This window comes from Sphingomonas epibiotica (genome assembly GCF_039615155.1).
In the GTDB taxonomy this organism is placed as follows: domain Bacteria; phylum Pseudomonadota; class Alphaproteobacteria; order Sphingomonadales; family Sphingomonadaceae; genus Sphingomonas.
Genome location: NZ_JBDGHY010000005.1, coordinates 1 through 24,190, shown reverse-complemented (window position 1 = coordinate 24,190; position 24,190 = coordinate 1). Strand labels below are relative to the sequence as shown.

General features: G+C 65.3%; 26 protein-coding genes. 23 read left to right on the top strand and 3 right to left on the bottom strand.

Annotated elements, in window-relative coordinates; genetic code table 11:
* The first annotated feature begins 2 nt into the window (after positions 1-2).
* From AAIO73_RS11110 to AAIO73_RS11065, 10 genes are all read left to right on the top strand, one after another.
* Complete coding sequence (locus tag AAIO73_RS11110; protein WP_345878098.1) at positions 3-1,697, top strand: long-chain-fatty-acid--CoA ligase; 1,695 nt, start codon at positions 3-5, stop codon at positions 1,695-1,697.
* Between the two features lie 249 nt (positions 1,698-1,946).
* Positions 1,947-3,254 carry a tRNA (N6-isopentenyl adenosine(37)-C2)-methylthiotransferase MiaB gene (miaB, locus tag AAIO73_RS11105; RefSeq protein WP_345878096.1) on the top strand — a complete coding sequence of 436 codons (1,308 nt, stop codon included), beginning with the start codon at positions 1,947-1,949 and terminating at the stop codon, positions 3,252-3,254.
* The gene (locus AAIO73_RS11100; RefSeq protein WP_345878094.1) at positions 3,251-3,814 is read left to right on the top strand and encodes a hemerythrin domain-containing protein; all 564 of its coding nucleotides are present in this window, start codon (positions 3,251-3,253) and stop codon (positions 3,812-3,814) included. Before miaB ends, AAIO73_RS11100 begins: the two co-directional genes overlap by 4 nt.
* Before the next feature lie 88 nt (positions 3,815-3,902).
* The gene (locus AAIO73_RS11095; protein ID WP_345878093.1) at positions 3,903-4,961 is read left to right on the top strand and encodes an NAD(P)-dependent alcohol dehydrogenase; all 1,059 of its coding nucleotides are present in this window, start codon (positions 3,903-3,905) and stop codon (positions 4,959-4,961) included.
* Between the two features lie 350 nt (positions 4,962-5,311).
* Complete coding sequence (locus AAIO73_RS11090) at positions 5,312-6,313, top strand: PhoH family protein (protein ID WP_345878091.1); 1,002 nt, start codon at positions 5,312-5,314, stop codon at positions 6,311-6,313.
* 51 nt (positions 6,314-6,364) lie between these two features.
* Positions 6,365-6,607, top strand: coding sequence for a type II toxin-antitoxin system VapB family antitoxin (locus tag AAIO73_RS11085; RefSeq protein ID WP_345878090.1), 243 nt, complete (start codon positions 6,365-6,367; stop codon positions 6,605-6,607).
* Positions 6,604-6,999 carry a type II toxin-antitoxin system VapC family toxin gene (locus AAIO73_RS11080; RefSeq protein WP_345878088.1) on the top strand — a complete coding sequence of 132 codons (396 nt, stop codon included), beginning with the start codon at positions 6,604-6,606 and terminating at the stop codon, positions 6,997-6,999. The genes AAIO73_RS11085 and AAIO73_RS11080 overlap by 4 nt, the downstream gene beginning before the upstream one ends.
* Positions 6,996-7,508 carry an rRNA maturation RNase YbeY gene (gene ybeY, locus AAIO73_RS11075; RefSeq protein ID WP_242116723.1) on the top strand — a complete coding sequence of 171 codons (513 nt, stop codon included), beginning with the start codon at positions 6,996-6,998 and terminating at the stop codon, positions 7,506-7,508. Before AAIO73_RS11080 ends, ybeY begins: the two co-directional genes overlap by 4 nt.
* Before the next feature lie 10 nt (positions 7,509-7,518).
* Positions 7,519-8,427 carry a hemolysin family protein gene (locus tag AAIO73_RS11070; protein ID WP_345878085.1) on the top strand — a complete coding sequence of 303 codons (909 nt, stop codon included), beginning with the start codon at positions 7,519-7,521 and terminating at the stop codon, positions 8,425-8,427.
* Positions 8,428-8,711: 284 nt separating this feature from the next.
* A complete protein-coding gene (locus AAIO73_RS11065; RefSeq protein WP_345878084.1) occupies positions 8,712-10,052 on the top strand; it encodes a PQQ-dependent sugar dehydrogenase in 1,341 nt (446 codons plus the stop codon).
* A gap of 132 nt (positions 10,053-10,184) precedes the next feature.
* On the opposite strand, the gene AAIO73_RS11060 is transcribed toward AAIO73_RS11065, so the two are convergent.
* Both AAIO73_RS11060 and AAIO73_RS11055 read right to left on the bottom strand, forming a co-directional pair.
* Entirely contained in the window at positions 10,185-10,487 is a 303-nt protein-coding gene (locus AAIO73_RS11060) for a polyhydroxyalkanoic acid system family protein (protein WP_345878083.1), read from the bottom strand.
* Between the two features lie 23 nt (positions 10,488-10,510).
* A complete protein-coding gene (locus AAIO73_RS11055; RefSeq protein ID WP_345878081.1) occupies positions 10,511-10,843 on the bottom strand; it encodes an SMR family transporter in 333 nt (110 codons plus the stop codon).
* 272 nt (positions 10,844-11,115) lie between these two features.
* Between AAIO73_RS11055 and lnt the strand changes: the two genes are divergently transcribed.
* From lnt to AAIO73_RS11040, 3 genes are all read left to right on the top strand, one after another.
* Positions 11,116-12,639: an apolipoprotein N-acyltransferase gene (lnt, locus tag AAIO73_RS11050; RefSeq protein WP_345878079.1), complete on the top strand. Its 1,524-nt coding sequence runs from the start codon at positions 11,116-11,118 to the stop codon at positions 12,637-12,639.
* A 74-nt stretch (positions 12,640-12,713) separates the two neighbouring features.
* Positions 12,714-13,925: a methionine adenosyltransferase gene (gene metK / locus AAIO73_RS11045; protein WP_345878077.1), complete on the top strand. Its 1,212-nt coding sequence runs from the start codon at positions 12,714-12,716 to the stop codon at positions 13,923-13,925.
* A 99-nt stretch (positions 13,926-14,024) separates the two neighbouring features.
* Positions 14,025-15,131 carry a hypothetical protein gene (locus AAIO73_RS11040; RefSeq protein ID WP_345878076.1) on the top strand — a complete coding sequence of 369 codons (1,107 nt, stop codon included), beginning with the start codon at positions 14,025-14,027 and terminating at the stop codon, positions 15,129-15,131.
* A 294-nt stretch (positions 15,132-15,425) separates the two neighbouring features.
* On the opposite strand, the gene AAIO73_RS11035 is transcribed toward AAIO73_RS11040, so the two are convergent.
* A complete protein-coding gene (locus tag AAIO73_RS11035) occupies positions 15,426-16,013 on the bottom strand; it encodes a phosphatase PAP2 family protein (RefSeq protein WP_345878074.1) in 588 nt (195 codons plus the stop codon).
* 72 nt (positions 16,014-16,085) lie between these two features.
* Here AAIO73_RS11035 and trmB point away from each other — a divergent pair, with 72 nt between their 5' ends.
* From trmB to AAIO73_RS10985, 10 genes are all read left to right on the top strand, one after another.
* The gene (trmB, locus tag AAIO73_RS11030) at positions 16,086-16,766 is read left to right on the top strand and encodes a tRNA (guanosine(46)-N7)-methyltransferase TrmB (RefSeq protein WP_345878073.1); all 681 of its coding nucleotides are present in this window, start codon (positions 16,086-16,088) and stop codon (positions 16,764-16,766) included.
* A 124-nt stretch (positions 16,767-16,890) separates the two neighbouring features.
* Positions 16,891-18,135, top strand: coding sequence for a tyrosine-type recombinase/integrase (locus AAIO73_RS11025; protein WP_345878071.1), 1,245 nt, complete (start codon positions 16,891-16,893; stop codon positions 18,133-18,135).
* Positions 18,136-18,223: 88 nt separating this feature from the next.
* Positions 18,224-19,255 carry a hypothetical protein gene (locus AAIO73_RS11020; RefSeq protein ID WP_345878070.1) on the top strand — a complete coding sequence of 344 codons (1,032 nt, stop codon included), beginning with the start codon at positions 18,224-18,226 and terminating at the stop codon, positions 19,253-19,255.
* A 107-nt stretch (positions 19,256-19,362) separates the two neighbouring features.
* Complete coding sequence (locus AAIO73_RS11015) at positions 19,363-19,560, top strand: helix-turn-helix transcriptional regulator (RefSeq protein ID WP_345878068.1); 198 nt, start codon at positions 19,363-19,365, stop codon at positions 19,558-19,560.
* A 203-nt stretch (positions 19,561-19,763) separates the two neighbouring features.
* The gene (locus AAIO73_RS11010) at positions 19,764-19,964 is read left to right on the top strand and encodes a hypothetical protein (RefSeq protein ID WP_345878066.1); all 201 of its coding nucleotides are present in this window, start codon (positions 19,764-19,766) and stop codon (positions 19,962-19,964) included.
* Positions 19,961-20,260 (top strand): hypothetical protein, encoded by a 300-nt coding sequence (locus AAIO73_RS11005; RefSeq protein WP_345878065.1) that lies wholly within the window; start codon positions 19,961-19,963, stop codon positions 20,258-20,260. The genes AAIO73_RS11010 and AAIO73_RS11005 overlap by 4 nt, the downstream gene beginning before the upstream one ends.
* Entirely contained in the window at positions 20,260-20,538 is a 279-nt protein-coding gene (locus AAIO73_RS11000) for a hypothetical protein (protein ID WP_345878063.1), read from the top strand. The genes AAIO73_RS11005 and AAIO73_RS11000 overlap by 1 nt, the downstream gene beginning before the upstream one ends.
* A 105-nt stretch (positions 20,539-20,643) precedes the next feature.
* Entirely contained in the window at positions 20,644-21,648 is a 1,005-nt protein-coding gene (locus tag AAIO73_RS10995) for a DUF7146 domain-containing protein (protein WP_345878062.1), read from the top strand.
* Between the two features lie 113 nt (positions 21,649-21,761).
* Positions 21,762-23,192, top strand: coding sequence for a DUF3987 domain-containing protein (locus AAIO73_RS10990; protein ID WP_345878061.1), 1,431 nt, complete (start codon positions 21,762-21,764; stop codon positions 23,190-23,192).
* On the top strand, positions 23,185-23,652 hold the full coding sequence (locus AAIO73_RS10985) for a hypothetical protein (protein ID WP_345878060.1): 468 nt from the start codon (positions 23,185-23,187) through the stop codon (positions 23,650-23,652). Before AAIO73_RS10990 ends, AAIO73_RS10985 begins: the two co-directional genes overlap by 8 nt.
* Positions 23,653-24,190: the final 538 nt, after the last annotated feature.

The window sequence follows — 24,190 nt, the reverse complement described above, 5'->3', positions numbered from 1 at the left end:
AAATGAGCAGCGCCGCACCGATCCTCGACCGCTACGCCCATCCGGTTCGCTGGGACGAACCGATACCGCCGATGTCGATGGTGACGTTGTTCGAGGAATCGGCCGCTCGGCGCGGCACCGCCCCGCTGATCGATTTCCTCGGCCGGCACTACAGCTATGCCGAAACGAAGAACGGCGCGGACCGGGTCGCCTGCGGCCTCGCGAAACTCGGCTATGGTCCGGGCGATCGCATCGGCCTATTCCTGCCGAACGTGCCGCATTACATCGCTGCTTATTACGGCATCCTCAAACTCGGCGCGACGGTCGTCAATTTCTCGCCACTCTACACCGCGCAGGAACTGGCGGCGCAGGTCGAGGATTCGGGGACGAAGCTGCTCTTCACCCTGTCCGCCTCGGCGCTGCTGCCGACCGCGCTGGACGTGCTCGAGCGCAGTTCGCTCGAACGGCTCGTCGTCGGGTCGGTGGCGGGTGCCCTGCCCGCCGCCAAGTCGCTCTTCTACCGGTGGTTCCGATCGCAGGAGGTGACGACGCGTCCGGACGATCCGCGCGTTTCCGCCTTCTCTGCCCTCATCGCCAATGACGGCGGCTGCGTGACGCCGCAGATCGATCCGACGCGCGACCTCGCGCTCATCCAATATACCGGCGGCACGACCGGCAGTCCCAAAGGCGCGATGCTCAGCCACGCCAATCTGTCGGCCAATGCCCGACAGGTCGCGTGGCTGGACCCCGATGGCAACACCAAACTCGACCGTATCCTCGGCGTGCTGCCGATGTTCCATGTCTTCGCCAATACCTGTGTCCTCAATCGCACGGTTGTGACCGGTGGAGAGATCGTGCTGCTGCCCCGGTTCGATGCCGGGCAGGTGCTGGCGGCACTCGACCGGACCAAGGCGACGGCGCTGCCCGGCGTGCCGACCATGTACCGTGCGCTGCTCGACCATCCGCGGCTGAAGCAGACCGACTTCTCGTCGCTCCGCTACTGCATCTCGGGCGGCGCGCCGATGCCGCCCGAACTGAAGGAACGGTTCGAGGCCGCAACCGGCGCGACGCTGGTCGAGGGATATGGCCTGTCCGAAAGCTCGGGCGTGGTGTCGTGCAATCCCTATGCGGGTCCGCAACAGGCCGGCAGCATCGGCCAGCCCATCGCCGGCACCCGCGTCCGGCTGGTCGACAAGGAGAATTCGAACCTGCCCGTCCCGCTCGACCAGCCGGGCGAGATCGTCGTTGCCGGCCCGCAGATCATGGGCGGCTATTGGCGACGTCCCGACACTGCCAATACCACCTTCTGCGTCGATACCGACGGCACCCATTGGCTGCGCACCGGCGATGTCGGCACGATCGACGAGGACGGGTTCATCCGCATCGTCGATCGGCTGAAGGACATGATCGCGGTCGGCGGGTTCAAGGTGTTCCCTAGCGAGATCGAGCGCGTCCTCTACCACCACCCCGCCGTCCGCGAGGCGTTGGTCGTCGGCCTGCCCAACGACTATCGCGGCGAAAGCCCGCACGCCTATGTGACCCTCGCCGAGGATGCCGATATCGACGGTGATGCGCTGAAGGCGTGGCTCAACCCGCAACTGGGCAAGCACGAGCGCGTCGACGAGGTCGTCGTCCGCTTGACCCTGCCTAAAACGATGATCGGCAAACTGAGCCGCAAGGACCTGATCGCCGAGGTCATGGCGGAGCGGCAACCATAGACTGGGTTCGCGCGAAGGTACGAAGAGGAAGTTGGTTCGCGCAAAGGCGCAAAGGCGCAAAGATCGACCGTCCGCCGCGACGGCGGCTCTCAAATATACGCGCTTTTTGAGAGAAGGGCTTCGCCCGCCCGTCCCGCAACCCCTTTGCGCCCTTTGCGCCTTCGCGCGAAACAAAACCCTTCTTCTCTCCGCACCTTCGCGTAACCAGAATCCTTCCTACCCTAGCCGAAATCCGGTAAAGGCCCGCCGATGACCACCCCGAAAACCTTCCACGTCAAATCGTTCGGCTGCCAGATGAACGTCTATGACGGCGAGCGCATGGCAGAACTGATGGCGGCGCAGGGCATGACCGCGACCGACGATGCCAATGCCGCCGATCTGGTGGTGCTCAACACCTGCCATATCCGCGAAAAGGCGACTGAAAAGGTCTATTCGGGCATTGGCCGCCTGCGCAAACACGGCGCCGACCCTATGATCGCCATCGCTGGCTGCGTCGCGCAGGCCGAGGGGGATGAGATCGTCCGCCGTGCGAAGGTCGACGTCGTGGTCGGCCCGCAAGCCTATCACAACCTCCCGAAGCTGGTTGCTGATGCGGCGGCGGGCAAGCCCGCGCTCGACACCGACATGCCGCCCGAATCCAAATTCGGCCACCTCCCCACCCGCCGCCGCAGCGGCCCGAGCGCGTTCCTTACCGTGCAGGAGGGGTGCGACAAATTCTGTACCTATTGCGTCGTGCCATATACCCGCGGTGCCGAGATCAGCCGGCCCTTCGCCCGCATCGTTGACGAGGCGAAGGCGCTGGTCGATGGCAGCGCGCGAGAGATCACGCTGCTCGGACAGAACGTCAACGCATGGGTCGATGGCGATGGCCGTGGTCTCGACGCGCTGATCCGCGAACTCGATCGCATCCCGGCGCTGGAGCGCATCCGCTATACCACGAGCCACCCCAACGACATGACGCAGGGGTTGATCGACGCGCACCGCGATGTTGAAAAGCTGATGCCGTTCCTGCATTTGCCGGTACAAGCCGGCAACGACCGGGTGCTCAAGGCGATGAACCGCAGCCACACCGCCGACAGCTATCTACGCCTGCTCGACCGCGTCCGCGCCGCCCGCCCCGATATCGCCCTGTCCGGCGACTTCATCGTCGGCTTTCCCGGTGAAACCGATGCCGAGTTCGAGGATACGCTGCGCCTCGTCGACGCGGTCGGCTATGCGCAGGCGTTCAGCTTCAAATACTCGCCCCGCCCCGGCACCCCCGCCGCCGACATGGCCGGCGAAGTCCCCCTCGCCGTCATGGACGAACGGCTGCAACGGCTGCAGGCGGCGCTGCTGCGCGATCAGAAGGCGTTCAACGACGCGACGATCGGCCGGACCTGTCAGGTACTGGTCGAACGGCAGGGCCGTCACCCCGGGCAGATGCTCGGCAAGTCGCCCTGGCTGCAATCGGTCCATTTTCTGACTGATGCCAGGATCGGCGACATGGTCGAAGTCGAGATTGTCGCGACCGGTGCGGTCTCGCTGTCGGGCGTGGAGCGGGTGCGGGCGGCGGCGTGAGCGATCTCGCGACGCGCGGCGCCATCGGCGACGACCTCGCCTATCTCCGCACCGCCTATCCCCAGCCCGGCTGGCGCGCTCATGCCAATTTCGGCGAGCTCGCCGATTTCTGGCTGCACATCCACGCCACGCTCCGTGCCGAGGCGGCGGCGGTCGAAACCTCGCTGACCGCCTTTCGGGCGGGGCGTCTCGACGCACAGGCGTTCCAGCGCCGCTTCGTCCCCGATCTCAACCGCTTCCTCCAGCATCTGAACGGTCATCATCAGATCGAGGACCACGCCTATTTCCCCAAATTCCGCGCGCTCGACCCGCGCATGGCGCGCGGCTTCGACCTGCTCGACGCCGATCATCACGCGATCCACGATGCGCTGGAACAGAATGTCGCAGGCGCGCGGATCCTGCTCACCGCACTTGGCGGATCCGGCGCGGTCGATCGCGCCGCCGCCGACTATGCACAGCGGTCGCAGACGTTGCTCGCAATGCTGAACCGCCATCTCGCCGATGAGGAGGATCTGGTGATCCCGGCAATGCTCGAACATGGCGAACGCCGCGTAACCTGAAAAATCACGCGGTTGATACTTTGTATCAGCAACGAATGCGGTGGCGTCGCATTATGCTGGCGACTTCCTCCATCAACGGAACCCCAGCATGACGACCCCCGCTCAGGGCTATGCCGCGCAGTCGGCCGACAGCAAGCTCGCCCCCTTCTCGTTCGAACGCCGCGATCCGCAGGCGAACGACGTCGCCATCGACATCCGCTATTGCGGCGTCTGTCACAGCGACCTGCACACCGCGCGCGGCGAATGGCCGGGCACCCTCTACCCCTGCGTTCCCGGCCACGAGATCGTCGGCACCGTCACCGCGGTCGGCAGCGACGTGACGAAGTTCAAGGTCGGCGACACGGTCGGCGTCGGCTGCATGGTCGACAGCTGCGGCGAATGCCCGTCTTGCCATGAGGGCGAGGAGCAATATTGCACCGGCACCGGCTTTGTCGGCACCTATAACGGTCCCGACCCCGTCCTCGGCGGCCACACCTTTGGCGGCTATTCCGACCATATCGTTGTCGATCAGGATTTCGTGCTCGCCATCAAGCACGCCGATGCAGATCTCGCCGCCGTCGCGCCGCTGCTGTGCGCCGGCATCACCACTTACTCGCCGCTGAAGCATTGGAAGGTCGGACCGGGGCAGAAGGTCGGCATTGTCGGCTTGGGCGGTCTCGGCCATATGGGCGTGAAGATCGCCGCGGCGATGGGTGCGGAAGTCTATGTCTTCTCGACCTCGCCCAACAAGCGCGACGACGCCATCCGGCTGGGCGCCAAGGACCTGATCGTGTCGAAGGACGCCGATGCGATGGGCGCGCATACCGGCAGCTTCGACTTCATCCTGAACACCGTCGCCGCGTCGCATGACCTCGATCAGTTCCTCGCACTGCTCAAGCGCGATGGCACGATGACACTGGTCGGCGTACCCGAAACGCCGCACCCCTCGCCGTCGGTCGGCAATCTGGTCTTCGGCCGCCGCTCGCTCGCCGGTTCCCTGATCGGCGGCATCGCCGAGACGCAGGAAATGCTCGATTTCTGCCACCAGCACGGACTCATCGCCGATATCGAGACGATCGCGATGGACGAAATCGAAACGGGCTATGACCGGATGCAGAAGAGCGACGTGAAGTACCGCTTCGTCATCGACATGGCGACGCTCAAGTAAGGGTTCGGGTTCGCGCAGAGGCGCGGGGAAGAAGGGTTGTTTCGCGCAAAGGCGCGAAGGACGCGAAGGCGGTGCCCACGCGGTGCCGACAGCTTGTCCGGCGAAGCCGTTTCATGCGCCGCGCCGGGTTCGGAAAGCCGCTGGCGCGGGAAACACGAGCGCTTTGCGTCCTTTGCGCCTTTGCGCGAACCCTAAACCCCCTTTCGCTCCGCGCCTTTGCGTGAACCAAGTTTCGCTTCCCCCCCGCAAAGCCATCTGTCAGTCTCGTTTATGATGCTGCCGCGCCACCCCGTCCGACTCAAGGCCATGCCCGGACCTGCGCGCCATCACCCTCCGACCGAAAGGATCGCATGAGCCGCAAGCCCGTCCCCGCCGTAGCCGGCCAGCGCGCCCGCGCCGAACTCAGCTTCGACAAGCCGCAACTCCTCTCCCGCCTGTTCGGCGAATTCGACGCCAACCTGCTGGCGCTGGAGGAACGGCTGGGCGTCTACATCACCGCCCGCGGCGACCGGGTCGGGATCGAGGGATCGGCCGAGGCCGTGGCCCATGCGCGCGAGGTGCTGACCGAACTGCACCGCCGCATCCTGCGCGGCGAGGAGGTCGATCCGGGGCTGATCGACGCGGTGATCGCCATGTCGTCGCAACCCGCGCTCGACGGCATCTTCCGCGCCGAAAGCGGTCAGGGCGCGCCGTCGATCATGATCCGCACGCGGAAGAAGACGATCGTCCCGCGCACCGTCGCCCAGGCCAGCTACATGGACCAGCTGCTGTCCAACGACATCATCTTCGCCCTCGGACCGGCAGGTACCGGCAAGACCTATATCGCCGTCGCGCAGGCGGTGGCGCAGCTCATCACCGGCAGTGTCCAGCGCTTGATCCTGTCGCGCCCGGCGGTCGAGGCGGGTGAGAAGCTCGGCTTCCTGCCCGGCGACATGAAGGAGAAGGTCGATCCCTATCTCCGCCCGCTCTACGATGCGCTCAACGACTGCCTGCCCGCCGAACAGGTCGAACGCCGCATCCTGTCGGGTGAGATCGAGATCGCACCGATCGCCTTCATGCGCGGGCGGACGCTGGCCGACGCCTTCGTGATCCTCGATGAAGCGCAGAACACCACCCCCGCGCAGATGAAGATGTTCCTGACCCGCTTCGGCCAGAACAGCCGCATGGTCGTGTGCGGCGATCCGAACCAGACCGACCTTCCCGGCGGCGTCCAGGCATCGGGCCTGGCCGACGCCACCCGCCGGCTGGAGGGGATCGAGGGCATCGCCTTCGCCCGCTTCGGTGCCGGCGACGTCGTCCGCCACCCGATCGTCGGACGGATCGTCGAAGCCTATGAGGGCAAGGACGCTTGAGTTGAGGGATATCCCGCATTACCTTGCGGGATATCCCTTTGGAGACCTGTAATGGCCTCGCTGTATATCAAGGACGAGCGAACCAACGCATTGGTCGAGGAGCTGGCGCGCCTTCGCGGTACCAGCAAGACCGAGGCAGTCCGTTGCGCGGTCGAAGCCGAACTCGAACGCAACCGTAGCGTCGCGACGCCTCGCGAACGCTTGGAAAATTTCTACAAGCGCTACCCGCTTCCCGAACCAAGCGGCCTTGCTGCAGACAAAGCATTCTATGACGACCTGTCGGGTAACCTGTGACCGCGTTCGTCGATGCATCGGTGCTGGTTGCGATACTGGCCCGCGAAGCGGACTATCTTGAACAGAATGATCGCCTCCTGTCGTTCGACACGCCGCTTTGGTCGCCGATCGCGCGATGGGAGACGATCAGCGGGGTCGCGCGCGCGACGAAATATGGCGACGCCTTCTCCGCTCAAATTGCCGACGCCTTTGCCGGCGAGAATCGCTTCGTCATGGTGCCGATTGGCGAAGCCGAGGCGCATATCGCTGGCGAAGCGCATCGCCGCTATGGCAAGGGTCGCCACGAAGCGAAACTCAACATGGGCGATTGCTTCGCCTATGCCTGCGCCCGTACCAACAACGCCACTTTGCTCTACAAGGGCGACGACTTCGCAAGGACCGACCTCGGATGATCGATATCGCCGTACAGGCAGAGGCCGACTGGCCGCAGGACCAGGATTGGGAGGCGCTCGCCACCCGCGCCGCCACCGCCGCGATCGGCCGTACGCCACAGGGCGCGTGGCTGACCGACCCGGCGCTGATCGAGATCGCCATACGCCTGACCTCGGATGACGAGGTGCAGACGCTCAACCGGCAGTACCGGCAGAAGGACAAGCCGACCAACGTCCTGTCCTTCCCCATGATCCAGCCCGACCTGCTCGACACCGTCACCCAGAACAGCGACGATGGCGAAGTCCTGCTCGGCGATATCGTCCTCGCGCACGGCGTCTGTACCGCCGAGGCGGCGGAACGCGGCATTTCGGTCGCCGATCATGCCACGCACCTCATTGTCCATGGCTGCCTCCATTTGCTAGGCCATGACCACCAAAATGATGCCGAGGCGGAAGCCATGGAGGCGATCGAGCGTTCGACGCTCGCCGAACTCGGCCTGCACGATCCCTATCCGGTTACAGAGGACTGACACGACCATCATGGCCGACGTTTCGACCAGCACCACGCCCGGCGACAGTAGCAGCTCCGAAGGGGGCATATGGCGGGGGCTGCGCTCGCTGATCTTCGGGGAGGACGCCAGCGAAACGCTGCGCGAACGGATCGAGGAAGTGATCGCAGCGCATGAGGACGAGAACGACGCACCGGTCGCGGGCGACCTGTCGCCGATCGAGCGCAAGATGTTGCGCAACATCCTGCATTTCGGCGAGCGCGATGCCGGCGACATGGGCGTGCCGCGCGCCGACATCGTCGCGCTGGAGGAGAATACGCCCTTCGCCGACGTGGTGAAGCTGTTCGCCGAAGCCGGACACAGCCGCCTGCCAGTCTATCGCGAGAAGCTCGATACCATCGTCGGCATGGTCCATGTGAAGGACGTGTTCGCGATTCTTGCCAAGGGTGAGGAGCATCCGCCGACCGCGATCGGCCTGTTGCGCCAGCCGCTCTACGTTCCGCAATCGATGGGCACGCTCGACCTGCTTGCACAGATGCAGGCCAGCCGCACCCATCTCGCCATCGTGCTCGACGAATATTCGGGCACCGACGGTCTCATTACCATCGAGGATCTGGTCGAGGAGATCGTCGGCGAGATCGAGGACGAGCATGACGAAGCACCGACCGACCTGTTCGTGCCGCTGGAGGGCGGCGCGTGGGAAGCCGATGCCCGCGCCGAGCTGGAGGATGCCGCCGAACTGATCGATCCGCGCCTCGGCGAGGTCGAGGAGGATGTCGAAACGCTGGGCGGCCTTGCCTTCGTCCTTGCCGGCGAAGTCCCGAAACAGGGCGCGTGCCTCGACCATCCTTCGGGCTGGCGGATCGAGATCGTCGCCGCCGACACGCGCCGGGTCCTGCGCCTCCGGCTCCATCCCCCCCACCCGCAGATCGAGGAATAAACGCCTCCTTGAATGCGGGCAGGGCGACCATGCGTAGCATGGCGGCGGGGGGAATCGCCGCAGACGCTCCGCAATGACAGGCAAAACCGATCACGGATAGCGATTCAATCGGTTTCACAAAACAACCCTACTCAGCTAGTGCTGTCGGAGCGGGCCGGTTTGCAAGTCCCCCTTCGAACCGATCCGACGGGCCGCCGGCTCTCCTCCCTTGTGACCGGCGGCCCATTTCGCCGTTCGGCCCGCGCCCCCTTCCCCCGCCGCCCGCAGCGCCCTATTCACGGCGCATGCGCAAACACGTCCTTCGCTTCGGCCTTGTCCTGCTGGTCCTGATCGCCGGTCTGGCCTTCTACCTCACCCGCCCCGACCGGGCGCAGTTGAGCGAGAATGCAGTGACGGGACGTACCCCGCAATTGACGCAGGTCCGCGACCAGTGGTTCCCGACCGTTCGCGTTGCCGACCCGATCGGATGGCAGGACGGCCAGACCCCGACCGCCCCCGCCGGGTTACAGGTACAGCCCTTCGCCAAGGGTCTCGACCATCCGCGCTGGCTCTACCGCCTCGCCAATGGCGACGTGCTGGTCGCGGAAAGCAACAGCCCCCCGCGTGAGGGTGGCGGCATCACCGGCTGGTTCATGCGGCTGTTCATGGACAAGGCCGGTGCCGGTGGCGCCTCCGCCAACCGCATCACGCTGCTGCGCGACGCCAATGGCGACGGCGTGGCGGAGGCACGGTCGGTGTTCCTGACCGGATTGAACTCGCCATCGGGTATGGTGGTGGTCGGCGACTCGCTCTACGTCGCCAATACCGACGCGCTGGTCCGCTATCCCTTCCGCCTCGGCCAGACCCGCATCACTGCCCAGCCCGAAAAGATCGTCGACCTGCCCGGCGGCGGCAATCACTGGGCGCGCAACGTCGTCGCCGATCCCGACGGCAAATCGCTCTATGTCAGCGTCGGCTCGGCCTCGAACATCGCCGAGAACGGCCTCGACATCGAGAAGAACCGCGCGGCGATCTGGCAGGTCGATCCGGCGAAGAAGAGCTTCCGCATCTACGCCACTGGCCTGCGCAACGCCAACGGCATGGCGTTCGAACCGCGTAGCAAGGATCTGTGGACCGTCGTCAACGAACGCGACATGCTGGGGTCGGACATGCCGCCCGACTATCTGACCAAGGTCGAATTCGGCGGCAACTATGGCTGGCCATGGCATTATTGGGGCGGCTATATCGACGACCGCGTCCAGCCGCAGCGACCTGATCTCCGCCAGTATGTCGCTCGCCCCGACTATGCGCTCGGCGCCCACGTCGCCCCGCTCGGCCTCGCCTTCACCGCCGACATGCGGCTGGGCCAGCGGTTCGAAAATGGCGCGGTGATCGGCCTGCACGGGTCGTGGAACCGAGTGCCGCCCTCGGGCTACAAGGTCGTCTACGTCCCCTTCGCCCCCAATGGCTTCCCGGTCGCCAATGCCAAGCCAGTCGACCTGCTCACCGGCTTCCTGACCGCCGATGGCAAGGACGTGCATGGCCGTCCGGTCGCGGTGATCGCCGACCGCACCGGCGCGATGCTGGTCGCCGATGATGTCGGCAACACCATCTGGCGGGTCAGCCAGCCCCTCTCGGCGCGCTGACCCGCACCGTTTGAAAACGTGCCGCCGGCACGTTTCGCGGCTCCGGCCCGCTCCCCCACCCCGCCACCCATGCATTGTACGATGTGGGTGGCGGGGTGGGGGAGCGGGCCGGAGCCGCCTTCAACCAAGGCGCTACTTCAACAGTGCCGGCCCGTCGCGGCCCAGCTTCTCCTTGATCTTGTTCGCGAACATCGCGAGCATCGGCGGCAGGTCGAGCACCGCATGGACATGCGCGTCGTGCATTTCGCAGCGCGCGTGCACCGTCTGCCCCATGCCGCTGACCGTGAAGTGCAGCGTGTCGCCGTCCCAGCGCTTGTCGTGGAGCGTGCCGCCGGGGATCATGCCCGCCAGCTTGTCGATCCCGCTGTCGATCCGCTGCCGCACGCCCGCGCGGCCGAGTTGATGGGGAATATCGACGGTCACCGGTTGGTTCATTGGGAAACTCCTTCGCCCGCGACTTAGTGCGCGACGCTGTCCGAAAACAGGTTCATCACGATCACGCCCGCGATGATGAGCCCCATGCCGACCATCGCCGGCACATCGAGCCGCTGCCCCTGCCAGACCCAGGCGATGCCTGCGACCAGCACGATCCCGACCCCCGACCAGATCGCATAGGCGATGCCCGTCGGCACCTGCTCCAGCGTCCGCGACAGACAGTAGAAGGCGACCGCATAGCCCATGACCGTCACCAGCGACGGGGCGATCCGGGTAAACCCTTGCGTAGCGCGCATCGTCGAGGTCGCGATCACTTCGGCGACGATCGCGGTGGCGAGCCAGAGATACGGGTTCATGAGATGGAGATAGGGTGGCGGGCACCGGATGAAAGCGCGACAGAAGCACTTCCCGGCGGGGAAATGTCTGCAAAGGCGCAGGACCTCGACAGACGATAGCCGTACCCCGGCGGAGGCCGGGGTCCAGTTGGGCAGGCCTTTCCATGATTGGCTGGCGTCGCCCAACTGGGCCCCGGCCTTCGCCGGGGTACGGATCAGCGACCTTCGCGAACCTTTCGTTCCAGCAAGCGCAGTTCGCGCACCCCCTTGCACCCACGCCGCGCACGACGGATATGCGCCGCGTGCCCGCTCTTCTCGCCCTGCTCGCCGGCCTGACCTCGGCCCTCGGCTTCGCGCCGCTACAATGGTGGCCGGTCACGCTGGCCGCCTTCGCGCTATGGCTGTGGCTGGTTCACTGCGCCCCGACGCTGAAGACCGCGCTATGGCGGTCGTGGCTGTTCGGCGTCGCCCATTTCACCATCGGCAACAACTGGATCCAGCACGCCTTCGACTTTCAGGACCGGATGCCGCCCGCGCTCGGCTATGTCGCGGTCGTCGGCTTGGCGCTTTACCTCGCCATCTATCCGATGCTCGCGGGCGGAATCGCGTGGAAGCTGGGCCGACGCAGCGACCGCCCCGATTTGAGTTTCGTCCTGATCGCCGGTGCGGCATGGATCGGCACCGAATATCTCCGCGCGATCGTCTTCACCGGCTATGCGTGGAACCCCATCGCCGTCATCTGGGTCCCGACCCCGCTCCGCGCCCTTGCCGCCTATACCGGCACCTATGCGCTGTCCGGCCTGGCCGTCGTCGCCAGCGCGCTGCTGCTCCTACCCAGGCCGAAGATTCGTGCCGGCGTCATTGTCGCCCTCGCCCTGCTGATGCTGGTCCCCGGCCAGACGGCGGCCACGTTGCCCGCGACCAACACCACCCCCCGCGTCCGCGTCATCCAGCCCAATTTCCCGCAAGAGGTCGTCCGCAGCGAAGGCTATGACCAGCGCCTGCTCGACAAGCAGATCGAGCTGTCCGGCATCCCCGGCCGCGCCCCGCGCCTGATCGTCTGGCCCGAAGGCACCGTCAATTTCTACCTCGAGGACGGCTATCCGGCCGAGTGGTACCAGCAATCCCCCGCCCTGCTGCGCGCCCGCATCGCCAGCACATTGGGGCCGGGCGATGCGGCACTGGTCGGCGGCACCGCGCTGTTCTTCGGCGCCAACGGACAGGTCAGCGACGCCGGCAATTCGGTCTTCGCCATCACCCCCGACACCCGCATTATCGGCCGCTATGACAAGGCGCATCTGGTCCCCGGCGGCGAATATCTGCCGATGCGTTCGATCCTCCAGCCGCTCGGCCTGTCGCGCCTAGTCATGGGTGATATCGATTTCCGCCCCGGCCCCGGTCCGGCGACGCTCGCGCTGCCCGGCTTCGGCCCGATCGGCATGCAAATTTGTTACGAGATCATCTTCTCGGGGCAGGTCGTCGACCGCGCGCACCGTCCGGCGCTGTTGTTCAATCCCTCCAACGACGCATGGTTCGGCCGCTGGGGCCCGCCGCAGCATCTCGCGCAGGCGCGGCTGCGCGCCGCCGAAGAGGGCCTGCCGATCCTGCGTTCGACCCCCACCGGCATCTCGGCGGTGATCGACGCCACCGGCGGCCTCGTCGCATCGATCCCGCCGGATCAGGCCGGCGCGATCGAGGTGCCGATCCCCGCCCCCCGCGCCCCCACCCTGTTCGCGCGCGTCGGCAACTGGATGGCGCTGCTGGCGATAGTTTTGCTGTTCGGCCTCGCGATTGCCATCCGCCGCCGCACGCGCTAGGGCGGTCATATAAGGAAAGCTTTATATGCGGCATGGCAACGGCCGCGCGCTTTCCCTCTAACCAGAGGAAGTCCATGCGTTCCAATTATCTCTTCACCTCGGAATCGGTTTCCGAAGGCCATCCCGACAAGGTCGCGGACCAGATCTCCGATTCGATCGTCGACCTGTTCCTGTCGAAGGACCCCGAAGCGCGCATCGCCTGCGAAACGCTGACCACCACCCAGCTGGTCGTCCTCGCCGGTGAAATCCGCTGCAAGGGCGTGTTCGAAAACGGCGAGTGGGCAGAAGGCGCACAGGCCGAGATCGAGCGCACCGTGCGCGAAACCGTGAAGAAGATCGGCTATGAACAGTCGGGCTTCCACTGGGAAAGCTTCCGCTTCGAAAACAACCTGCATGCGCAGTCGGCGCATATCGCGCAGGGCGTCGACGCGTCGGGCAACAAGGACGAAGGCGCCGGCGATCAGGGCATCATGTTCGGCTTCGCCTGCGACGAAACGCCGGACCTGATGCCGGCCACGCTCGACTATAGCCACAAGATCCTCGCGAAGATGGCCGCCGACCGCCATTCGGGCGCCGCGCCGTTCCTCGAACCCGATGCCAAGAGCCAGGTCACGCTGCGCTTCGAAAACGGCAAGCCGGTCGCCGCGACCGCGATCGTCGTCTCGACCCAGCATGCGCCGGGCTATGACAATGGCGACAAGGAAGCCGAGCTGCACAATTATGTGAAGTCGGTCGTCGCCGAAATCCTTCCGGCCGACCTGCTGTCGGACGCGACCGAGTACCACATCAACCCGACCGGCAGCTTCGAAATCGGCGGCCCGGACGGCGACGCCGGCCTGACCGGGCGCAAGATCATCGTCGACACCTATGGCGGCGCGGCCCCGCACGGCGGCGGCGCGTTCAGCGGCAAGGATCCGACCAAGGTCGACCGCTCGGCGGCGTACATCACCCGCTATCTGGCGAAAAACATCGTCGCCGCCGGCCTCGCCAAGCGCTGCACGATCCAGCTCGCCTACGCGATCGGCGTGTCGAAGCCCCTGTCGCTCTATGTCGACACCCACGGCACCGGCACCGTCGGCGACGACGCGATCGAGAATGCGATCGCCGGCATTGCCAAGCTGGGTGGCCTGACCCCGCGCGGCATCCGCACGCATCTCGGCCTCAACAAGCCGATCTACCAGCCGACCGCCGCCTACGGCCATTTCGGCCGCAAGCCCGAGGGCGATCTGTTCCCGTGGGAAAAGACTGACTTGGTCGATGATCTGAAGGCCGCGCTGGCAGCCTGATCCATTACGGGTGTATTGGCTAGACAAGTCATTGAAATTGCGGGAGGTTCGCCGAAAGGGCGGACCTCCCGTTTTCATGTCCGCTCATCGGGAGGACATATGCACGACCTTGTCGGACGATTGTTCGCGATGGGATTATCGTCGCTGGCGCTGGTCGCCGCGCTCCCCGCGGCCGCCCAGTTCACCAAGAGCGTGATCGCCGCACCCGCCGATCAGCCCTATCGCTTCCGGCATAGCGGCCTCACCATCCCGGCCTCGCTCGACGGCATGCGGCGCGTGGCGATCGAACAGATTGGCGGTTCGGAACTCGACGTCTTCGCCAACTACCAGCGCGGTTCCGAAGCGGTCACCATCTATGTCTTCCGGATGGCCAGCGGTGCTGCGCCGGTCTGGTTCGATCGCGCGCGCGCCATTCTTGAATCCCGTCGCGACGTCTACGGCACGATTACCCCCATCCTTCCCCCGACCGCGTTCACCCCGCCGGGACAGGGCGTTGCCAGCGGCTTGATGGCGGGCTGGTCGGTCTCGCGTCCACCCTATCGCGGCACCGTCCTCGCCATGGTCCCGCTCGGCGAATGGCTGGTGAAGGTCCGCTATAGTAGCACGACGCTCGACGGTGCCGGCATCGCGGCACGGATGCCGGCGGTACTGGCGGCACTTACGTGGCCGACCGATTTCACCTCACCCGTCCCGGCGAAACCCGTCGCCGATTGCCCCACGCCGCTGGCGTTCCCGACCACGGCGAAGGTGCAGCGCGATCCGAAGATGCTGTCGGTCGCCGCCTTTACCGGCGGATTGCTGGCGGTGGGCCGCGCGCTCAAGGACAAACCGAAACCGGGTGTTGCCGCCGTCCCCGCAAAACCGGTCATCTGGTGCCGCGATCCCGCGACCGGGCCGGCCGGCGGCGTCTATCGCGCGGATGCGTCGGCCGACTCCTATCTTCTGGCGTTCAGCGATTCGGGTCGTGCCGCGCTCGTCCAGCCCGACCCGGCCACCGGCCGCATTACCAAGACCAACCTGCCCGGCTGGTCGGTGAACCTGATCGATGTCGGTAACGTGCTGGTCTATCCGCCCTTCACGGCGCTGCCCCGCCCCCGGCAGGTGATGGATGCGCTGCGACGCCCCGCGATGGCGCATGTCCCGAACTGGGGGAACGACACGAACCGCATCACGATCAATCCGAACGCGCTCGGCGAGAAGCGCTGAGGGCCGGTCGCTTTCCTACACGGTGCGGTACGTGTTAGCGCATCCGCTGTCGTCGCTGGACGGCCGCGCTGCGTCCCCTTGCAGCGTTCCGACCGAAGGTGACACCTGCCCGGCTTGCCGAGCGGCTTGCTAACCTACTGCGGCAGGTGGCTTTCTACCGATCCGAACCCCGCCAGCCCTTTCCGGGACAACCTCTCGGCACGCAAGTGTCAACTTCCAGCACCCCGCACCCAGACAAACATCTGAGATAGTTGCGCTAAACCCTCGACCAAACGACAATTCGTGCAACCTTCGTCAATTTCCGTCCGGCACCGGCAGCACCTGTGCGACCACCGCCTCGGCAACCAGTCCGATGACGGCCCCGACCGCGACGTCGATCGGGAAATGGGTCCCCCGCGGCACCTGGATCACCGCTACCGCCGCCGCTCCGGCATAGGCCGGACCCGCAGCGTCGGGATATTCGCGCGCCACCGCCCGCGCCACCGCCAGCGCCCCTGCTGTATGCCCGGAAGGGAACGAGTTCTGCGGCCCCTCATCGGTATCGCCGGGCTTGGGCCGGTGATCCTCGCGGTCGCTGAACAAATGCGGTCGCGCCCGGTCGACATTGGCCTTGATGACCGATTTGGCCAGCGTCGCCAGACCATGCGCCGCCAGCATCCTGACGCCGGTCCGCGTCAGCCGCGCATCGCCTCGCCACAGCCCGGCCGCGATCGTCGTCAGGTTGATCGCAACCGTCGGCGGCTGATCTGCGACCTCGCTCAGCCACCCCGCGACCTTCACCACCGGATGGTCGTGCAACGCAGCAGCGACGCCCTGCCCCGCATCGATATCGGCATCGACCAGTTGCTTGGCCTGTTGCTTCGCCTTGCGCTTCTTGCCCATGGCATCCGAACCACCGGCGAAGACGGAAGCTCCCTTGTCGGATCACCGCCCCGCCGGGTAGGGAGCGCGGCAATGAACGATCCCACTACCATCCGCCGCCTCTATGGCCGTCGACAGGGCCACAAGCTGCGCCAGGGCCAGGCCGCGCTGGTCGAGGAGCTACTGCCGCGCGTTTCGGTTCCCGAAACCGGCCCGCTCGATTCGCATACCCTGTTCGGCGATGACCGTCCGGTAGAGGTCGAGATCGGCTTCGGCGCGGGCGAGCATCTGGCGGGGCAGGCGAATGCTCGGCCGCATCACGGCTTCATCGGCTGCGAACCGTTCCTCAACGGCGTCGTCGGCGCGCTCAACCATATCCGCGACGACGATTTGTCCAATGTCCGCCTGCATATGGGCGACGCGCTGGAGGTGATCGAACGTTTCCCAGACGCTTCGCTCGAGCGCGTCTACCTGCTCCACCCCGATCCCTGGCCCAAGGCGCGCCATGCCAAGCGGCGGATGATGAACCACGGCCCGATGGACCTGATCGCGGCCAAGCTGCGTCCCGGCGGCGAGTTCCGGCTCGGCACCGACGATCCGACCTATTGCCGCTGGGCGATGATGATCATGGACCAGCGCCGCGATTTCGAATGGCAGGCACGGACTGCCGCCGACTTCCTGACCCGCCCCGCCGACTGGCCCGAAACCCGCTACGAACGCAAGGCGCGGCGGCAGGGCCATGAAGTCTGGTATTTCAGGTATATTCGCGTTTGACGCCCTCCTGAGCGCCGCTTTCCCTCTGTAGACACTCCTTGATTGACTTCCCCGCGTTCCCTTGCTGTTCCTCCTAGTTCCCGCTACGGTGATTGCCACGTGATTGCCAGCGGAGGCGAGGAAGGTGGCGACAGGCAAGGTGAACAAGCGGAGCGTAGACGCCCTCAAGCCCGGTCCCGCTAGGACGTTCCTGTGGGACGAAGACTTGAAGGGGTTTGGCGTGAAGCTGACCCCAGCCGGCGCGTTATCCTATGTCCTGCAGTATCGGATGGGCGGGCGCGAGGCGAAGACGCAGCGCTATTCGATCGGCGCGCACGGCTCGCCATGGACGCCCGCCACAGCGCGCACAGAGGCCGAACGCCTGTTGGTGCTGGTGGCGCAAGGGATCGATCCCAGCGAAGCCGACAGGAAGCGCCGCGACGATGCGGTCACCCTGGCCTTCTCTGCCTATGCCGATCGCTTCCACGCCGCGTGCAAGGGCGACGGCTGGCGAGCGCTGGTCGCGCGCTGCCTGCGCATCCACGTCAAGCCGGTGCTTGCCAGCAAGGCCCTGCCAGCAATCACCAAGGCCGATGTGGTCGCGGTGTTCGACGCCATGCCAGCCGACCAGCAAGCGAACCGGCGCAATACCTTCGCTGTTCTGCGCCGCTTGTTCCGATGGGCGATCGGCCGCGGCGATCTGGAACGATCGCCCATGGAAGGCATGGAAACACCTCCGGCCGTTAGAGCGCGCGATCGGTGGCTGTCTGACAACGAGGTGGCACGCGTGTGGAACGCCGCCCCGGCCTGCCACCGCTGCTTCGGCCCAATCGTCCGCCTGTTAATCGCGACCGGTCAGCGGCGGGAGGAAGTCGGCGGGCTGGACTGGTCCGAACTGAACCGGGCGGACCGCCTTTGGCGCATTCCTGGCTCCCGCACGAAGAACGGGGAGCCGACGACGGTCCCGCTCAACGATCTGGCGCTTGCCGAACTAGACGCGGTCGCAAAGGGCGACAAATGGCCCAAGCGCGGCCGGACGTTCGCCACGTCGACCGGGGAGGCATTCACCGCCTATTCCAAGGGCAAGGATAAGCTAGACGCTACGGTAGCGGCAGACGGCAGCGACCCCCTGCCCGCTTGGCGGCTGCACGATCTGCGGCGCACGCTCGCCACTGGCCTGCAACGGCTGGGGGTACGATTCGAAGTGACAGAAGCAGTCCTGAACCACGTCGGCGGATCGCGGGCCGGGGTCGCTGGCGTCTATCAGCGCCACGACTGGAAGCAGGAGAAGCGCGACGCGCTCGACGCATGGGGGCGGCACGTTGCCGCTTGTCTGTCGGGCGTCGGTGAGGAGACAAACGTGGTCCCGCTCGCCGCACGGCGGGCGTGATGCTGGGGCGGCTAGGTTAGCTCCCGAACGGCTGGTTTCCGCCCAGCCTGCCGCCCCTTCCATTCTGCGGACGCCTACGGAGGGCGGTGTGCTTCACTGGAATGATCGTTCGACTTGGCCATTCGTGCCGCCCGGCTATTACTTTTTGCCCGAGGTATTCGAAGCGGTTGGCCGCAAGGTGTTCGGCGACGAATGGACCGGGCAGGAACGCAACCCAAGGCAGGTTGAAGCATTGCCGGACCCTGGGGTAATCTACGACTTCGCCACTTACGTTTTGGTCGACCAAGAAGGGGACGAAATAACGAACTGGGCACTATATTCGAAGTTTAAAAAGCGAGCAGCCCTCCTTGTCGGCTTGGACCCAGCAACTTGCAGCTTCCTGACTTACGCTCAGTGGGCTCTTGCGTACGAACGCTCCCTTTCGGAAGTGTCCAAAGCTGGTGAAGACGAGGTGCGCAGGATTGAGACTTTCAAAATCCTTCAGCGGCTGGCTAGTAGTGGACATCTTCGCTTTGAAGTTCATAATGACCAGGACGGCAGCATGCGTCCCGTCGCATCGCATATTTGGAACTGCCGCTTCGACGTCGTGCTTCCGCGGTTCGAACGGTCCGCTCTAAGTTCGAACATTGCGTATGCGATGGCGGCTCCACCCCAAGGTTCAACATCGGAAGATTTTTGGGACTCCTTCACAATTGACTTGTTCGTTCGAGAATCGATTCTTGCCGAGGTTCTTTCAAATATTTACGAACAGCCTTTTTCCGACGCGGATGCAAAAGCTGACCTAACTGAGGTCCGCGCAAATGAGATCCTTGCGCTCGCAGAACGAAGATCCAAACAAGCACCGGCAACACCGACGAGTTCGACTAACGGCCCGGACGGATCTAGCTCGTCTCAACAGGCTAACCTCAAGACCCCGTTCACGGACGACATTCGTTCAATAGTGCGAGAATGTGTGATACAACGCAAAGGCGCGGTTCCAACAAAAAAAGCCATAGATACGGCTTTCCCTGGCAACCATATCAGCAGACCTCGTGTAAGAGCACTTCACGCCGAGATCTGGGCCGAAGTTTACGGTGACAGACCGACGGTTGGAGCAAATTCGCGTGATGCACTGAGCTAATTCGCCGCAGCGAATTACGGCGCATTCCGGCGAAATTGCCGGCGAATTCTACTTCCTTGATGCTCTTTCCTGTTCCCCGGCAATCCCGCCGGGCAGGAGAAGAGCAAATGCAGAAGCTGCTCACCACCGCCGAGGCCGCGCCGTTGATTGGCGTCGCGCCCAAAACGGCTGAAAACTGGCGGTCACTGGGCTTTGGCCCCAAGTTCGTTCGCGCCGGACGCCGGATCGTTTACGATCCCGTCGACATCGAAACGTGGAAGGCGTCGCGTCGCGTTGCCTCGACCTCGCAGCCGGTAGCCGCGTGAACGATGCCTGCCGCATCGGCACGGGCGCCGCAGCCCAGTAAGAGGAAGGGCCGGACCGCCACAGTCCAGCCCCTCCAGAATTTTCAACGTATCAGCGCCACCGCAGATAGCATCACGGTCCTCCGCCGGCAACACCTCGCCGCGCTCGGCATGTCCGATCTGCGCGCTTTGCTCATCGCTGACCTAGCATGGGGAGCGATAGCATGACGGATATGCGACCGGAACAGCGGGCGGCCCTGCGCCTGCTTACCCACCACGCCGAAACGCTGAACGCTCGTAGCGCGCAGTTCCTCGGGCAAATGGTCGTCAACCGCAACCCCATGTCGGAAAAGCAAGCGGACTGGTTCGGCAAGCTGCTGGAACGCGCCGGCCTTCCCCCTCTCGATGACGGGAGCGACGCATGACGTACCCGGAAAATGCCGGCTGGAAAGGGTCGGCGGAAACCAGCGAGGACGCCGCCGCGTCGATCGACTGCGGCCGGTTGCAGCGCATGGTGCTGCGGACGATCCGCCGGGCGAAACGAGCCGGCCGGACTGCGGAGGAATGCGCCATTGCGCTGCGTCTGCCCCGCGTTTCCGCCCAGCCTCGAACCAGCGAACTGAAGGCCAAGGGCCTCATCTTCGATAGCGGCCGACGCCGCATCAACCGCAGCAGCGGCAGGCGCGCGGTGGTGTGGGTCGCCAAGGAGTACATGGCATAATGGCGATCGTATTCCAAAGGCCCTGCGTCGTCGTCGAAGACGCGCCGGTCGGCTGGGCCGTCTATCTCGACATCGACGAGGATCGCGCGACCCACCACGCGAATTTCGAGTGCAGACGCTGTGCCCGCGCCTATGCCAAAGGCCTCAGTCGCGGCAGCAGTTATCCGACTGAAGATCGTTCGACCCATCTTCCCGGCTGGGAGACGGACGCGCGCAGTGCTCAGGTCATCGACCGCGGGCCCGCTCGGGACTGGAAAGGCGAGGAGGTGGCGTTTTGACCTGCGCCATCATCCCGCTCGGCTATCACCAGTCTGAAGCTGTCCACGAACGGGCGGCGGAGGCGGTCGCAAGCGTGACAACCGTAAATATCGAGGGGAACAGCCATGAACCGCTATAACAGCGGTACGTCGCTGCCGCCTGAACTGCGCGCCGCGATCGACCGCATCCGGACGGACTTCTCCGTTTCATCCGTCGCCAAGAAGGCCGGGGTGAAGCTGGTTCGCGCCGGCAACGAGTGGAAAGCCTGCTGTCCGTTCCACGACGACGGAACGCCCAGCTTCTATGTCTATGCCAACGAACGCCGGTTCATCTGCTACGGATGCGGCGCAGAAGGCGACGTGTTGGACTTCATGCGCCGCGCCTATGGTGGCTCGGTAGTGGAAGCCATTCGCGCGCTTGACGGTGGCGCGCTGGGACCGATCGCGCCACCTGAACCCGCTCAGCCGAAGCAGGACTTGTCGAAGCTGGTCGCCCGCATTTGGAACGATGCCCAGCCGATCGCCGGCACCGCCGCCGCGCTCTATCTGCGTAATCGGGGTATCGACATGGAGCTGCCGGACAGCTTGCGGTTCGCGCGGCTGATGCCGCCCAAGACGCCGGGCAATGGCCTGTTGGCGGCGAACGGTCCCAAGCCCCTGCCGGCGCTGGTCGCGGCGGTAACGGGACCGGACGGCGCGCTCGTCGCGATCCAGCGTACCTATGTCACCGAGGACGGGCGCAAGGCGGCGGTGATCGCTACCGAACAGGACCGCAAGCCCAAGGTCAAATACAGCTTGGGGAACGTCCGTGGCGGCGCAATCCGGCTGGGGCCGGCGGTGGCGAGCATTACCGTCTGCGAGGGGCTGGAGGACGGTCTTTCGCTGGCGGAGGGGCTCGGCCGTCCGGTGTGGGTCGGTGCTGGCACGTCGATGCTGCCGGCCATGGCCTTCCCGAGCAACGTTCGCTCGGTCGTGATCGGCGCGGACAACGATGACGCCGGCCGGGTCGCGGCGAACGCGGCGGCGGAAGCCTATACTGCGCGCGGCCTGTCAGTTCGTGTCAGCCCCCCGCCCCCTCCGTACAAGGACTGGAACGCGTTCGTCATGGCAATGCGCGGGGTGACGGCATGAACCCCGCGCATGACATGCGGGCATGGATTGAGGCCACGCCCCCATTCGAAGCCGATCCATTCGCCGGTCGGCGCGCTGGCCGCGCAACGGATGCCGAATGGCCTGCCCCTGACATGAGCGTGCAGCGCGCGAACCTTGCGCCTGCCGTGCCGATCCCCGGCGACGTGTTCGGATCGCTGCTCCCGCTCATCTCGGACATGGCGAACGGTGCGGGCGCGCCGGTCGAATATGTCGCCGCAAGCGTCCTGGCGGTTGCCGCCTCACTCGTCGGTGGCAAGCGCTGGGTGCGGGCATGGGAGGGGTACGATCAGCCCTGCATCCTGTGGGCGTCGGTCGTCGGCGATCCGTCCTCGAACAAGTCGCCGGCTATCTCGGTGGCGGTGCGCCCGCTTCGCGCGATGGAAGTCGAGTTGGCCGAACAGCACAAGGTCGTGTTGATGCGGCACGCGGCTCTTGCCGAGCGCGCGAAGCAGGAGCGCAAGGCGTGGGAAAAGCAAGTCGAGAAGGCGACGAGCGCCGGTGAGGAAACGCCCGAAATGCCCGCCGCTGCCGAAACCCCGGAAGCCCCAGAGCGGAAGCGGCTGGTCGTGCAGGACGTGACGCCTGAAGAACTGGCCGCGATCCTCGCCGCGAACGTCAACGGTACGCTGCAAATGCGCGACGAGCTGGCTGGGTGGCTCGATGGCCACGATCGCTACTCGTCGGGTGGGCGCTCGCAAGCGTTGGAGTCGCACGGCGGCGAACCGTATGTGGTCGACCGCAAGAGCAACATGGGGAAGCCGCTCAAAATCCCGTTCAACGGGGTCAGCATCCTTGGCGGTATCCAGCCGGAGAAGCTGCGCGACGCCTTGCTGGGTTCGGCCGATGACGGATTGGTTGCTCGATTCATGTGGGTATGGCCCGAAGCGATCCCGTTCCGCCGCCCGACGCAGGTTGCGGATATGGCCCGCCTAGAAGCGATCTATCGGCGGCTGCTCGACGTGTACCGGCCGGAAGGCGAAATGGTCGTCATACCGCTTACACCGGAAGCCGCGGACCTGTTCGCCGAATGGATCCCCGATAATGACAAGGATGTACGCGAGGGCGCCGGCCTATATGCGTCATGGGCTGGGAAGGCGCGCGGGCTGGTGCTGCGGCTGGGGCTGGTTCTGGAATATTTGACATGGGCGGACGGCAATGGCCGGGAGCCTTCCTCGGTGTCCGTCCAGTCCATCAACAACGCGTTGCGCTTCGTTGAGGACTTCCTGAAACCGCACGCCCGCCGGGTATTTGGTGATGCCGCCCTCGCCCCTGTCGAGAAGCACGCGGCGGCGTTGGCAAGGTTCATTGTCGCCGGGCGGCTGGAGCGGATCAACGCACGCGACATACAGCGCAACGCTAAGCTGCCAACATTGAAGACCGCTCAGGACGTTGAAGGGGCAACGGAAGCGCTGACCGACGCAGGATGGCTGCGCGAAGCCCCTACGCGTTCCGGTAGCGCACCGGGGCGCCAGCGTCGGGATTATCTGGTCAACCCAGCGGTCCATGGCGTCGGGCGTGGCTAATTGGCGTGAGAAGGCGGCGGCGCTGCTCGACCCCCATGGGGCTGGCCCAAGGCCGGCCCCTTCACCGCCCCAACCGACACGGCGGTTCACCGATCTGCCGCCTGGGATTGCCGCCGCCGTAGCGCGGCTGCAGCGCACGCCAGGCCCGCGATTCTGTGGCGATGCAGCGGCGTGGGCGCACGTCATTGACGACGCAATCGCGCTGGCGGTCGACGGATGGGCCGGCAAGGCGCTGGCGCTGGGTTGGTCCGCCCATGACGTGTTCGGGATCGGCCCGCGTGACAGTCTCGACTTTGCCGGGCTAGCCGTGTGGCTGGCGGGGCGGACGATCGTCGTTCTGAACGCGGACAGGGCAATGGTACGGGACCGGGACGGAATGGCGTGTTTCGAGCGCGGCGGCTGGGGACATGGCCGCGACGCGTCTGAACCCCCTGTCCTGTTGTGGGAGTTCGGCCGATGACGGGGCTAATGTCACTATTGTCTCTATTGTCACGGCAGCGGCGTCTCGGTCACTCACCCTCCGCGCGCGTGTCGTACTAAAAATAGAACCTTATATCTATTTTATATATAACCTGCATGAAGGGCGAGAGAGGGAGAGCCGGCCTCTCTGACAATAGCGACGATAGCGCCAATAGGTCTGCGCACGTCGCCCCCGAATACCCTCAACCATCAATGCGCGGGTTTCCGATAGAGATCAGTCCAGTCGCCCCCTCCCTGCCCCCGCCGGTGAATTTCCGCACACTATAAAACGCGCGGGTCACCACTGGTGAAACAGAGTCGAAACAGAGCGAGGCGCCGACGCCGACCGCTGTTTGAACAGCGCGGTAACAGCGCGGGGGCGTCCTCAAATCTGAGGGCGTCGAATAACCGGACGCTAATGCGCGCGCGATAGGTATAGGGTTTGCCGCCCGATCTGGCGCAGACCCTCGGCCGGTAAGATACGGGCGGCTTGCGGACGATAGCCCCTGCAAAGTGCAGGCGATCTACAAGCGGCGGAC